Genomic DNA, 13,811 nt, shown 5'->3' on the forward strand with positions numbered 1-13,811 from the left:
TGACTATTCCTCATCATAGGTTTCTTGATCAAAAGAGTCGGTTTTATTGGGTGAATAAATGTCTCCTGTATCTTCATTGTTACCATTTGCGCCCATACTTTTGGGTAAACCATCAGCGCCAACGGTGACAAGATCAATTTGTTGACGGTAGTAATCAACACTTTTGACTTGTACCATGCAGCTATCGCCTAACCGATAGGAAGCTCGATTTTTTCGCCCAAATAAAGCTTGTTGTCTGGCTCGATATTCGTACCAATCGTCTTTGAGGGAACTGACGTGAACCAGTCCTTCTACCCGTAAAGTATTGGTGAGATTGGTTTCTGTGGGCGATTCTACTGGGACTTCAATTTCGACAAAGAAGCCGTAGGATTGAACTCCGGTAATTACGCCGGGAAAGACTTCGCCAATGCGTTGTTTCATTAAGGAAGCTTTTTGGAGTCCGGCTAAATCGGCTTCAGCTTCTTGGACTTCTTTTTCCCGGTCGTTAATTTGGACAATGACTCTGGTTAAGTCACTTTGGATTTCTTGGTGGAGTTCTGGGGGGAGAACGTTCCAATTAATTTCTTCGTGACAATTGGAATGGCGCAGGTTAATTCGGTCTTTGACGCGGGTATTCCGGCGATCGCGCCCATGCTCTATTAAGTTATGATATACCCGTTGTAAGAGAATATCTGGATAACGACGTAAGGGGGCAGTGATGTGGACATATTGCGATAAAGCAAGTCCAAAGTGAGAACCTTTGGTAATGCTATATAAAGAAGGCTTGAGGGTGTCTTGTAATAAATAGGTGAGAACTTGTTCCGATGGGGAATCGGCAAAAGCACCGGTCAAGTGTTGATAATCTAGGGGTTGGATTTCCAATTCTGGATCTAGTCCCAATTCCACACCTAAATTAACAGCTAGTTTGAGCATTTCCTGGACATCTTCGGGATCAGGTGTGCCTTGAACTCGCCATAAACTAGGAATCCCCAAGGCACTGAGGTGATCTGCCATGAGTTGATTTACTAATATTACCAACTCTGTAATTAGCGATCGCCCAGGTAAGTCATTCAGCACCACAGATCCCATTGATCCCTCATCATAATAGGGGTTATGACTAGGTGGGAGATTTAACTGTAAACTACCGCGCTGCAAGCGTACCTGTTTAATAGCCGTAGCTAAAGTCTGCAAATCTGGTAATTTCTCCTGGACTGCGGCTGCCACTTTGCTACTTTCACCGGCAAGGATTTTTTCTGTCTCTGCTTGACTGACAGCTACATCTACATTAATCACACTCGGTTGAATTTCCCACTCCTCCACTGCTCCCGATTCAGGGTTAATGGTGATGATAAAGGAAAGAGCCAAGCGATCGCTTCCAGGGACTAAAGAACACCGTTCCGTTACCGCTGCTGGTAACATCGGCAATAACAATTCTCCCAGATAAACTGACTTACCACGCTTGAGCGCTTCCCTGTCCAAAGCTTCATCCGCTTGAATATAGTGGGAAACATCCGTAATGTGAAAAATTAATCGCCAATTGTCAGCGCTAATTTTTTCCACACTAAAGGCATTTTCTACCACAGACTCATCACCGTTGACACTCTTAATCGTGAAGGTAAAAACATCACGTAAATCCAGGCGATTTTTCAGATCAGCCTTCAGGAGTCTCTTGGGTAATTTCGCCGCTGCTTCGAGGATAGGATCGGGAAAAGTTCGGGATAAATCATGTTTACAAGTTACCAAATCTATATCCGCTGCCGCTTCAGCATCACTACCCAGAATTTGTACCACTCGACCCAATGGGGGGTACTGTGCCAACGGATAGCGGAGGATTTCTACATGAGCTAAATGGTCAATAGCTTCCTCCAACTTCATGTTGTTGAGTTGTAGTTTCAGTTCAAACAGCAATCTATCATCCAAAGGAACAGCCCGAAACCCTTCCTCCACCTGCTTAATTCTGGCGAGTAAAGTATGATTAGACCGTTCCATAATCAACTTCACCTCACCTTCAGGCGATCGCCGGCGGCTACCTTCCTTGAGGACTCTCACCAAAACGCGATCGCCATTCCAGGCATTACTCAAATGACTTTCGCGGATGTAAATATCCTCCGAGCCTTCGCTATCTTGAATCGCAAAACAAAAGCCCTTACTAGAACAACGTAGTTTCGCCTCAATTAAGCCCTCTTCCGTAACGCGGCGATATTTCCCCCGTTCCTTCACCAAAAGCCCAATTTTTTCCAACACATCCAAAGTAATTTGGAGTTTTTCTAGACTTTCTTCATCCTCACAACCCAATTTCTTTTCTAGGACTTTACGAGCCACCAATTTATCATCTGTAAAATTGGCAAGAAGTGTAGCGATTGAAAATTCCATGCAGTGAACCGACCTTTGGTCAAAACATCATTTGTTGTCGAATCTGGCCTTTGCTGTATCCCCTCACGGTCTACAGACACTTGCTGCCGTAAGAATTTCGCCCTTGCGTAGTGTTTCGTCTTCAAGGCAAGTCCGCTAATAGCGCAGCGTGGCATTAGCCATAGTCATTGTCAGAGGAAGCCCCTGCGTTGACTTCTCACTGCACGACAATCTCAGAGTTTGCTTGCGTGACCCTTGATTTAATCTAAACAATCTTCACCATGCACTCCTGATACTCAATAATTAAACACTAAGTAATTAGATAATGGATGAGTGAGAGACTTGGTTTGGAGAACTCTCTATACCACCCACAAGCTAGAAACTGGCTTAACCACAGGTGTTTGATAGTTTAGATATAAGGTAATTTCACACCATCAGCATCTGATAACATAACGTGGCGTTAGCCATGTCTTCACCAGCAGAAACCGCTGAAAAACCCAATTCTCCCTTATGTAGAATCGGTAACAATCAGGTAAGCAGTAAAACACAGGCAACGAGGGCAAACCTTATCTTTATCATTGTAGATTTAGAGCGCACTTCTTTAAAAATACTTCTAGATATCTAATTGGGTAATTAGTATAGCATTTAAAGATAGACGACAATTTGTGCTGAACAACTGCTAGTATCAGAACATATTCAAAATCGTTAGTGCTTAGTTCTTAGTAAGACTTTATATTGAAATATAGGGTTTTGTCTAGGGGATGGTCAGTTGTCAGTTGTCAGTTGTCAGTTGTTCCCTGACTAGCAATTTATGTTATTAGGAAAATTTAGATAAAAATGGTTGAAAGTATGATGTTGGCACAATTCCAGAACTTGTACCCCAACGGCAGTATTATCTCAGAACTAATAGAAATTTTTCAAGGGAAATATATCGTCCGTGTCAGTATACAACTCGAAGGCATCACCCGTGCAACGGGTATGGCAGGAGCAGAAACAGTAGAAGCAGCAGAAGACCAAGCTAGAGATAGAGCATTCACATTTCTAGGCATCAAAAATCTCCCAGTAGAAGCCACAAAATCAGCTTCACCATCAGTGACTCCACCACCAATCAAACCTACCTTACAGGAATCAAAACCTCTTCCTCCGGTCAGCAACACCAATACACCAACATCTACACCATCCTTCCTAGAAGAGCAAATTGATACTCAAATTACAAAACCAGAAATATTCCCACATCAAGAACCAGAATATCCACCCTTAACAGAAGTTCCTCCAGTCCCTCCCAGTAATGTGACACCGTTTACCCCTCGGAGTTACACAGCTTACGAAGATGCCAGTGTCCAGTCAACCATTGGTAAAAACAAAAGACGCAACGAACCAGTTAACTTATCTGATGTTATTGCCCAGACAGACGTAGAAATCGAGCGCTTAGGCTGGACACCCGAACAAGGAAAAGATTATCTAGTCAAAACCTACAGTAAACGAGGACGTTCGCTCCTGAGTGAAGAAGAACTACGAAATTTTCTCACTTATCTCAAATCCCAACCAGACCCCATTGCGGGATTTTAAATTAAGTAGTCGGACAAAATTAAATTCACTCGTTGAGAGAGGGAACAGGGAACAGGGAAAAAATTTACTCCCGACTCCTATCCCTCACGCCACGCTATCAGCAAAACCTAATTTCGATGTTTAAATATTTTACAAAACTAGATTACCTGTTAAAAGAAACCTGCCTGGGTTTAAAACGGGGAGGATGGATGAATTGGGCTGCTATTAGTACGGTGACTGTGTTACTGTTCCTATTTGGCTTAAGTTTACAAGTATCTTGGCAAGTAGAAACTCTGTTGAATCAATTTGGGAGTCAGTTAGAATTATCAGTTTATTTAGAACCGGGTGTGCAAGCTTTTGATCTCGAACCAGTCATGGCAAAAATGCCGGAAGTTGCTGGTGTGGAAATGATTACGAAGGAACAAGCTTGGACAAAATTAGTTAAGGAATTTGGTTTAACTGATATTAACGGCGCTACTCAACAATTAGGTGGTAATCCTCTAGTTGACGAAATGAAGGTAAAAGCACTCAATCCCCAAGGGGTACAAAATTTAGCGACACAGTTAGCGAAATTACCGGGAGTAGATGTGGTGCAATATGTTGATGAAGCTGTCAAACGGGTTGCCCAGTTGCATCGAGGTTTAAACTGGATTACTTTAACCATAACCATTATTTTAACTTTAACAGCGATCGCCGTCACCACAACCACAATTCGCTTAATTGCGATCGCCCGTCGTCAAGAAATAGAAATTATGCAATTAGTAGGAGCAACAAGAACTTGGATTTATCTACCATTTATCTTACAAGGAATTTCCTTTGGTTTATTAGGTGGGGCATTGGCTTGGAGTTTCATTTCTCTCACCCAACAATTTCTTAACCGCTTACTCATCAATCAACCCGATTTTATCCAATTTCTCCGTTACGGCTTACAACTCACTATTTCCCAAACCCTTCTCTTACCCCTAATTCTCTTAGGTTTCGGTGCAACAGTCGGATTAATGGGTAGTTTATTTGCCGTTCGTAAACTTGCTAAATAACCGTAGGGGCGCAGGGCCTGCGCCCTCTGTATTCTGCACTCCCCATTATATTTCATTCCCGCCTTGCTGTACTGAGAGGTTATCTATCAGTTTTCATACAAAAATATAGGGGTTTAGCACTGCTAAACCCCTACCTATACGAATCAATCCTGATTACTTTCTAACTTAATTCTAGAAAGTGAAGGTAGTCCGCAAAGTACCAACCAATTCGTTGGCGTTCTTGTCGTTATGCTCAGGATTCAAGATTACCAACACACCAGGAGTAATCAAAATGTTGTCGGAAAGCTTCATCTTGTACAGACCTTCGATGTGATAAGAATCACCTGCTTCAAACCCTTGAGTTTTCAGATCATTAAGAATTGATCGCCCACCCTCTGTAGCACCAGTAACTTTAGGTGACTGACCAAAGATAAAACCTAAAGTGTTACCTTCTCTCAAGAAGTCTTTGAGACCTAATGTACCAGCCCAGTAGAACATTTCAGCACTAGAAGGAGTACCAACTAAGGAACTAGCTGTTGTGTAACCTGCCCAACCACCTAATGTAATCTTCGGTGTAGGTTGTACGCTAACTTGTATACCGTAGTTGTTAGATTCACTTCTGTCGGCAGCAACAGTACCTAGACTATTCGCTAACGCACTTCCGGTGCTTCCGAAGAAATTGGCAACACCTCTTTGATAACTATGGGCGTAGGTTAGACCAATGTTAATGGCTTTGTTAGGCTTGAAAGCCAACTGACCAAATATGGTGTTACTACCATCGAATAGTCCGCTTCCAGATGCGGGGTTAGCAGCACTATTTCTACCTGTTGCAAAATAAGCTGCGCTCAAAACAAATTTATCACTAGGTGTGACGTTCACAGTGACACCTGCGCCATCATTCGCTTGACGATAAATGGGGCTGAAACGTCCGTAGCGAGATAAAGCACCTGAACCACTGCTTCTAAAGTCAGGGTTGAAAACATTGACGTTCTCGTTCAATTCACCACCAACAGCATCAATCTTGACACGAATCTTTTGTCCCAAGTTGAAGGCGTAGTTAACTTTGTCAACAGTAACAGCATTGCCGGTAGCACCAGTGTCATAACCCAAACGGCTCATGTTAGTTCCAGTAGTTGAGTTATTACCAACAATATTCCCCGCATTCAACCGAGTCTGCAATTGGTCTTTTCCTGTGAAACTGCTGTTCAAAGTCAACCGCACCCGGTCAGAGAAAGTTGCATTGCTGTCTGCGTCTCTTGTTGGTGAGCCAGAAGCAACTGCTACCTTATCACCAAAAGATTGGGATAAGCTGAAAATTGCTTCACCAGATAGTTTCGTGGTGGTAGAGAACTGATTAGCTTCTAGTTCGCCAGTCCGAGCTTCTAAAGCATCTACTTGACCGCGAAGAGTTGCTAATTCGGTAGAATATTCTTCTTGTAAACGCTGTAAAGTAGCTAAATCTTCCTTGCTGACCATTTCCGCAGTAGCAGTAGCAATGAGTTCATTAACGCGGTCTAAGCAGGAATTTAAACCAGCCGCAAATTCATAACGACTCAAGGCGCGATTACCACGGAAAGTACCGTTAGGATAACCACTAACTCCACAGCTATAACGTTCAAATAAAGATTGTAAAGCTTGAAACGCCCAATCAGTAGGTTGTACGTCGGAAAACTGAGAAACGGATGTTACTTGACCCAAACTGTTGGACTCTTGGGATAACTGAGCAACACTTGTTACTTGTTCGTTAACTTGACCAGCAAAGGCACTGTTACCAGTTAGTAGGCTCAAAGCGATAGCAGGGCTAACTTTGAGGATATTCCAAAAAGCTTTTTTCATAAATTTTAGTCTCTCACACACCTAAATGAATCCAGTTTATGGTAAAGTCCCAAGGGAACTTATACATAAATGTTCTATGGTGATTCTACATCATTAATGACAATTAAAACAACTAAATATCAAAATTTTTATACAAAGTTATAATTTATTTATGATCTGGTAAATTTGAGATTATACTCTGTTTATGGTACGTATTGATAAAGATCAATATCAAATTTACGATCGCTGACCTGTGACAATATATGTAACTCGTTGGGCAATATTAGTTGCGTGATCTGCCATGCGTTCTAAACAACGAATTGCTAGGGTTAACAATAGAATTGGTTCCAGGACTCCAGAAAAATTTTCCTGTTGGGCAAAGGTTTGATAGAGATGCTCATAAGCATTATCTACAGCATCATCTAAATGCTTCATTCTTTGTCCACTGGTCTCATCCAAATCTGCTAAAGCAACTAAACAAGTTGCTAACATTGCCTGGGCGTGCTGGGACATAATGGCGATTTCTGGCAAAGAACTATGTTGAGGATAAGGGAAGAGTTTAATGGCAATTTTTGCTAAGTCTTTGGCATAATCCCCAATCCGTTCTAGGTCACGAACTAATTGCATAAAAGCACTTAAACATCGCAAATCTTTTTCTCTAGGTGCTTGACGAATGATGATAGTTGTGCAATCAGATTCTATTTGCCGATAAAAGCGATCTATTTTCTTATCTAATTTGGGTATTTGTTCCGCTGCTATCAAGTCACCAGCAAATAAGGCTTGATGACTAAGACGAAAGGATTGCTCTACTAAAGCACCCATGCGTAATATATCTCGTTCTAAACGCCTAATGGAGCGTTTTATTTGCGGTAATTCATGATTTGGTGTATCAAATACAGTTTTCACGCTAATTATATAAAAAGTGTATATATTTTATTAACTATAGTCTTGGCTAGGTGTATTTGTCATGATCTGAGAGAATTGCAGTTGAAGCCACGCCCCACCTGTTTCTGGATGGTTCATGGCTTTAATTGCACCATTATGGGCAATAATTATTTGCTGGACAATTGCTAAACCTAATCCAGTACCAGCAATTCCCGTTGTTGAATTGACTTCAACTTGTGAACGATATCGAGCTTTGTCTCCGCGATAAAAGCGTTCAAATACATGAGGTAAATCGGCAACAGCAAAGCCAACACCGGAGTCAACAATATTGATTTCCAACATGGGACCGTTATCAGTAGAAATTATGTGAGTTTCAACGTCAATAGTGGTTTGAGGGGGACTATATTTAATGCTATTATCTAGCAAGTTGACAAATACTTGATAAAGTTGAGATTTATCTGCTTGAATGTAGATGTTTTCTAGTCCAGTATAGTTGATACTCAAAGACTGACGTTGGGCAATTGGTTCTAGAGTTTCCCATGCTGAGAGGATTAGCGATCGCACTTCCACCATTTCTAAATTTAACTGCATGGTGGGATTATTTTCCATTTGCGTCAGTTCCAACCAACTTTGCACCAAATTAATCAGTCGGTCAACTTCTTGCATCAGCCTATTAACCCAACGGTCTAAAGGTGGTTCTAGACGGGTTTGCAGAGTTTCCACCACCAAACGAATAGCCGTAAGCGGTGTTCGCAGTTCATGGGCTAAATCAGAAAAAGAGCGATCGCGTTCCTGCTTCATATCTAGCACAGATTGGCAATTTTCCAAAAATACCCCCACCTGTCCCGTTGTCAGAGGTAAACTAGAAGCCCGCAACAACATAGATTTTACCGCTGTCATCTCCCTAGCATCCTCACAAGAAGGATGAAAAACCCATTCCTGCACCTGTGGCTTTTGCCAATCACGAGTTTGTTCAATTAACTGATCTAATTCATAAGACCGCACCAACTCTAACAACAAACGCACCTGTCCTGGCTGCCACCTTTGAAGATATAAAATTTCTCGCGCTTGCTGATTGCACCATAGCAGTTGATTTTCCTCATCTACCTGCAAATATCCCACAGGTGCAAAATCTAGCAACTCCTTATACATAGACAATGATTGCTGCAAATCCTGTCGTTGTTTATTCACCATAAACATATCCTGCCGTAAGCGAGGTCTTAGCAGCAACTTAATATTATTGATATTATGGGAACGAGAATTTAACGGTTGCAATAATTGCTCTAAATACCAGTTCAGGTGAACCTGTTGCCAAACCCAAAAACCAAGGCCGACAACTAAACCCAGCAAAAATCCCAAAAAAAGCATAGAAGTCGTTAGTTGGTGTATGATTCAAAACTAACAACTATCTTCACCAATCACCCAAATCTGTAACCAAAACCCCTCACAGTTACAATATATTCTGGATGACTAGGATCTTCCTCCAGCTTTTCCCGTAGCCAGCGAATATGAACATCCACAGTTTTGCTATCCCCCACAAAATCTGGACCCCATATTTGATCCAACAACTGTTCCCGTGACCATACCCGTCGGGTATAACTCATAAATAATTCTAACAGCCGGAACTCCTTCGGAGACAAATTCGCCTCTTCTCCACGTACAGTTACCCGACACTCCTGAGCATTTAAAGTGATATCTTTGTGCTTGAGAACCGGAACTTGTGGCAATGCACTTAAACGTTGACGACGAAGTAACGCCCGACACCGTGCCACCAATTCTCGCATACTAAACGGTTTCGTCAAATAGTCATCAGCACCCACCTCCAAGCCCAGCACTCGGTCAGTTTCACTACCTTTAGCACTCAACATCAAAATTGGTACTGAGTTGCCCTGGTGGCGCAAAAAACGGCAAATATCTAGACCATTAATTTGCGGTAACATCAAATCTAACAGCACCAAATCCAAAGACATTTCTTCAGAATTATCTTCACAATTTTTCAGATATTCTATCGCCGTTCTGCCATCACTAGCAATAATTACCTCATAACCTTCCCCTTCCAAGGCTACAACTAACATTTCCCGAATTAGTTCTTCGTCTTCGACTACGAGAATACGGCTTGTTTGTCCAATATCTGCCCTGGCAGAATACTTAGCTAATTCACTGGTATACATTAACTTTTTCAGTGTATAACAAAGCCTAGTATATTATAAATCATACCAATCATAGATTTATTTTAATTTTCTTTGTATTTGCGTTAATTGTAAATTTTTGTGTCAGTAATCCTGTCATCCCCCTTGACAACCGCAGAGTTGTCAATTACAGTTTTAGTACAAAAATACTATGAAGAGGAGTCAGGAGTCAGGAGTCAGGAGTCAGGAGTCAGGAGTCAGGAGTCAGGAAGAAGAAGCAAAAGTAGGGTGTGTTAGCGACAGCGTAACGCACCATTCCAGGTTAAACCAGAATTGCAAGTTATTAAATTTGCGTTCCTTAAAGGTGATATATGGATGTAAAAACCCAAATTATGGCCTTTTCAAGTATATAAATCCGTAAATTTTGGATTTCATTTAAGTGAAGAAGATAATTAGTTAATTCAAGAGTTAATTCAAGGAAGTGGAAATATGACAACAGGTGCAGTTAAAGACAACAAACAACAATTAGTACAATCCTTTCAACAAATTCGTGCTGACAGAAAAAAGCTAGATGCCAAAATAGCTACTAAACAGGAAGAAGCTGAAAAAGTAAAAAACCAGGAAATTATCGCCGCAGCTTCCACCTACACCATTGATAGTATTGTTAAAGGTTTAGCGGATTTACAGTTAGAATTTGGCAGCATTGTCAATGCACTGGCAGAAAAATTAGCTCAAGAAAATACTAAATTAGATGAATTAAATAGAGCCATAGAGATTGAAACTCAAAAACTACAAGAACTCAGACAAATTAGAATCGTTGCTGATACCTTAGATATTTTCACTCAAGAACATCAAGAAAAATTAAAAATTCTTGAACAGGAGACAGCAAATAGAAAAGAAGCTTTAGAAAAAGAAGCAGCAACCAGAAGGAAAGAATGGCAAAAAGAACAAATAGAATTTACAGAAAAACTACAAACCTATAATGATTTATTAGCTAGGGATAGACAGCAAGAACAGGAAGAATATGAATATAAATTAGCCACTACTCAGAAACTGACAACAGATGCCTATGAGGCTAAAAAACGTAATTTAGAAAGAGAAATTGCCGAAACTACTCAACAAAAACAGAAAGATTGGACTGAAAGAGAGAAATTTTTAACCGATAATCAAAAATTATTTACCGAATATCAACAACAGGCTGTGAAATTTCCCACTGAATTGGAAGAAGCGGTTAAAAAAGCTAGAGAAGATGCGATTAAGGAAACCAGCCAAAAAGCTAAAGTTGAAGTTGACTTATTTGAGAAAGAATGGGAATCAACTAAACAGAGTTATGAATTAAAAATTACATCTTTGGAAGAAACAATTGTCAAACAAACTGAGCAAATTGAAGGAATTGCGGCTCAATTACAAACTGCACTCAAACAGGCTCAAGATTTAGCAATGAGAGCCTTTGATAGTTCCACAAATAAATAGAAAACTAACAATTTGAATAATTTTGAGGTGAATAATGGCAACTAAAAAACCAACTGATAAAAATACAAAAGCCGAAATTCTCCAAGCTTATGAAGAATTAGTGAAAGAACAAGCAGCGCTCAAATCTCAACTAGAACAAAAACCCACAGAAAAGCCTCCTGCAACCAAAGAACAACCAAAACCAGAATCTAAACCAGAATCTAAACCAGAACCTAAAATAGCTATGACTCAATCTACTACTATTCAACAAAAAATGAATAATACCATTCAAAGTCTTGCTAATATTCAGCTAGGATTTGGTAGTGCTGCGAATGAATTATCAGAACAACTTACAACAAAGGCTGCTAGATTATCAGAAATTCAACAAGTTGTACAAGAAGAAATTTCTCAATTATCTCAATTACATAATTTGGAAGTTTCTGAAGATATTTTAGATACTTTGATTCAAACCTACGAAGATAACGAAAAAGCTTATCAGGAGGAATACAGTCAAAGCTATGAAGTTTTATCCCAAGAGGTTTTAGAACTGAATAATAATTGGCAAAAAGAACAGGAAGAATATCAAAGAACTATTAAAGAACGCAATGAAAACCTCAACCGCACACGACAACGAGATTCAGCAGAATATAAATATGATTTAGAACTGCAACGTAAGTTAGCAAGTGATGAATATGCACAGGAACAAAAGCTATTAAATAACCAACTAGAAGAGGAGAAAGAAACCACAGAAAAACAATGGAGTGAACGAGAAAAAACAATTGCTGACAGAGAAAAAGAATTTGCAGAATTGAAAGCTAAAGTAGAAGCATTTCCTAAAGATAAAGAAACTGCTCTCAAAAAAGCCACTGAAGAAGGTAAAGGTATTGCTACCTATCAAGCTAAAGTAAAATCAGATTTGTATGCGAAAGAAGTAGAAGGACAAAAACGTTTTTACGAGCAAAGATTACAATCTTCAGAACAGACAATTACTAATCAACAAACCCGACTAGAAAACCTTTCCAGACAACTAGAATCCGCCCTCAAACAAGTTCAGGATTTGGCAGTTAAGGCTATTGAAGGCAGTTCCAATGTCAATTCCTATCAAGCTATGAAAGAAATAGCCTTAGAACAGGCTAAAAGCCAAGCAAAAGCTAAATAAGATTTAACCTGTAGGGTGTGTTAGCCAAGCGTAACGCACCTTATATCCTGGCGACTAGAAGTCGCGGCTACACAGACAAAACCCACCTTCGTGGGTTAAAATCAGTTAACTATGTATGCTACCATCAGGCATAATTGCTCCAGTTAGGAAAGTTTCACTCATATCTGTATCATCTAAATTAGCTCCAGTTAAATTCACCTCGCATAAATTAGCCTCGCTTAAATCTGCACCACTCAAGTCCGCACCTTGTAAGTTTGCTTTCCACATTCTTACACCTCCCATTTTTGCACCACTGAGGTTTGCACCCTGCAAGTTTGCAGAGGAAATTGATGCCATGTGTAAATTAGCATCACACAAATTAGCACCACTTAACAGCGCTCCGCTGAGATCGGATTCATTTAAATGCGCCGTCTTTAATATAGCTTGAGTTAAATTAGCACCACAAAGAATCACTTCAGATAAATGCGCTCTTTCTAATTTTGCTCCTTGAAGATTTGCTTTACTCAAGTTAGCTCCACTTAAAGAAGCTGCTGTCAGATTAGCTCCACTTAAATCTGCTCTGCCGAAGTCTACACCACCCAAGTTGACTCCTTGGAGATTCGCTCCTGGTAAAGCAATACAGTTAAAGCTTCTTTCTCCTGTTGCGTACCTATCTAAAAGTTCTTGAACGTTCATATTTTTTTAGTTCTCGTACTTAGTGGGAACACTAGATTTATGGTGTTTGCTTAACACCGTTTAAAATTAGGGCGATCGCACCTTCTGTATGTTTTTCTATCATTTCTGGACTGAGGCGATCTATCTCTGGTGTCAGATGCTTCCAGTTTTCTTGGACTACAAAATAGAAAATGCAGACACTAATTAAATGAGTCAGAGTTAAAAATGGGTCTAGTGGACGGAAACAGCCCTGTTCTATTCCCCTTTCTAGAACTTTTAGCAGTGGTGCATATAGACTACCAGGGTTAACTTGCTTAAAATACAATCCCTGATTTTGAATCGCTTCTTGAAACCACAGCATCTGCCGATGGGGATAAGTTGCTTCATAAGCGATCGCACACCGGATAATTTCCTTTAACGCTTCTTCTGGGTGCAAATAGTCAAGGTTCATTTGACCTACTACTAATTCTAGCTGATTAATCGGACGCTGCAAAACCGCTTTGTATAGACCTTCTTTATTCTCAAAGTAGTAATGTATCATCGCTGTGGTAATTTTCGCACGATCAGCGATCGCACTCAACCGCGCTCCCTTCAACCCATGTTTCGCAAACTCCATCTCCGCTGCATCAAGAATTTGCTTCTGCGTCACCTTTGCATCTCGTACCTGACCCACAGATTTAGCAACTTCCTCATTCTTAACAAACTTCACCACAGCGTTTTCAGACATATTTTGCTTGTCTAGTGTAACAAGAGTTGACAGCTATCTGACTAACTCGTTAAACTAATTAAAAAATTAGTTAATTAAATCATAGGATTTTATAA

General features: G+C 40.3%; 13 protein-coding genes. 6 read left to right on the forward strand and 7 right to left on the reverse strand.

What is annotated here, in order from left to right; all coding sequences use genetic code 11:
* Positions 1–3: 3 nt before the first annotated feature.
* A complete protein-coding gene (locus FJR05_RS18220) occupies positions 4–2,352 on the reverse strand; it encodes a ribonuclease R family protein (protein ID WP_168645423.1) in 2,349 nt (782 codons plus the stop codon).
* Between the two features lie 445 nt (positions 2,353–2,797).
* Between FJR05_RS18220 and FJR05_RS18225 the strand changes: the two genes are divergently transcribed.
* The 3 genes from FJR05_RS18225 to FJR05_RS18235 all read left to right on the forward strand — a co-directional run bounded on the left by FJR05_RS18225 (position 2,798) and on the right by FJR05_RS18235 (position 4,916).
* Complete coding sequence (locus FJR05_RS18225; RefSeq protein WP_168645424.1) at positions 2,798–2,956, forward strand: hypothetical protein; 159 nt, start codon at positions 2,798–2,800, stop codon at positions 2,954–2,956.
* Between the two features lie 227 nt (positions 2,957–3,183).
* The gene (locus tag FJR05_RS18230; protein ID WP_168645467.1) at positions 3,184–3,900 is read left to right on the forward strand and encodes a hypothetical protein; all 717 of its coding nucleotides are present in this window, start codon (positions 3,184–3,186) and stop codon (positions 3,898–3,900) included.
* A 116-nt stretch (positions 3,901–4,016) separates the two neighbouring features.
* Positions 4,017–4,916, forward strand: coding sequence for an ABC transporter permease (locus tag FJR05_RS18235; protein ID WP_168645425.1), 900 nt, complete (start codon positions 4,017–4,019; stop codon positions 4,914–4,916).
* 171 nt (positions 4,917–5,087) lie between these two features.
* Here FJR05_RS18235 and FJR05_RS18240 read toward each other — a convergent pair whose 3' ends face one another.
* The 4 genes from FJR05_RS18240 to FJR05_RS18255 all read right to left on the reverse strand — a co-directional run bounded on the left by FJR05_RS18240 (position 5,088) and on the right by FJR05_RS18255 (position 9,766).
* Entirely contained in the window at positions 5,088–6,731 is a 1,644-nt protein-coding gene (locus FJR05_RS18240) for an iron uptake porin (RefSeq protein WP_168645426.1), read from the reverse strand.
* A 216-nt stretch (positions 6,732–6,947) separates the two neighbouring features.
* Entirely contained in the window at positions 6,948–7,616 is a 669-nt protein-coding gene (gene phoU, locus FJR05_RS18245) for a phosphate signaling complex protein PhoU (protein ID WP_168645427.1), read from the reverse strand.
* A 30-nt stretch (positions 7,617–7,646) separates the two neighbouring features.
* Positions 7,647–8,963 carry a cell wall metabolism sensor histidine kinase WalK gene (locus tag FJR05_RS18250; protein WP_168645428.1) on the reverse strand — a complete coding sequence of 439 codons (1,317 nt, stop codon included), beginning with the start codon at positions 8,961–8,963 and terminating at the stop codon, positions 7,647–7,649.
* Positions 8,964–9,013: 50 nt separating this feature from the next.
* Entirely contained in the window at positions 9,014–9,766 is a 753-nt protein-coding gene (locus tag FJR05_RS18255) for a winged helix-turn-helix domain-containing protein (protein WP_168645429.1), read from the reverse strand.
* Positions 9,767–9,865: 99 nt separating this feature from the next.
* On the opposite strand from FJR05_RS18255, the gene FJR05_RS18260 reads away from it, so the two are divergent.
* From FJR05_RS18260 to FJR05_RS18270, 3 genes are all read left to right on the forward strand, one after another.
* Positions 9,866–10,021 carry a hypothetical protein gene (locus FJR05_RS18260; protein ID WP_168645430.1) on the forward strand — a complete coding sequence of 52 codons (156 nt, stop codon included), beginning with the start codon at positions 9,866–9,868 and terminating at the stop codon, positions 10,019–10,021.
* Positions 10,022–10,213: 192 nt separating this feature from the next.
* On the forward strand, positions 10,214–11,197 hold the full coding sequence (locus FJR05_RS18265) for a hypothetical protein (protein ID WP_168645431.1): 984 nt from the start codon (positions 10,214–10,216) through the stop codon (positions 11,195–11,197).
* 34 nt (positions 11,198–11,231) lie between these two features.
* The gene (locus FJR05_RS18270; RefSeq protein ID WP_168645432.1) at positions 11,232–12,335 is read left to right on the forward strand and encodes a hypothetical protein; all 1,104 of its coding nucleotides are present in this window, start codon (positions 11,232–11,234) and stop codon (positions 12,333–12,335) included.
* 105 nt (positions 12,336–12,440) lie between these two features.
* On the opposite strand, the gene FJR05_RS18275 is transcribed toward FJR05_RS18270, so the two are convergent.
* Both FJR05_RS18275 and FJR05_RS18280 read right to left on the reverse strand, forming a co-directional pair.
* Entirely contained in the window at positions 12,441–13,010 is a 570-nt protein-coding gene (locus FJR05_RS18275) for a pentapeptide repeat-containing protein (protein ID WP_168645433.1), read from the reverse strand.
* 37 nt (positions 13,011–13,047) lie between these two features.
* Entirely contained in the window at positions 13,048–13,716 is a 669-nt protein-coding gene (locus tag FJR05_RS18280; RefSeq protein ID WP_168645434.1) for a TetR/AcrR family transcriptional regulator, read from the reverse strand.
* Positions 13,717–13,811 lie beyond the last annotated feature (95 nt).

The sequence above is a fragment of the Dolichospermum sp. UHCC 0259 genome, assembly GCF_009711935.1.
GTDB lineage: Bacteria > Cyanobacteriota > Cyanobacteriia > Cyanobacteriales > Nostocaceae > Dolichospermum.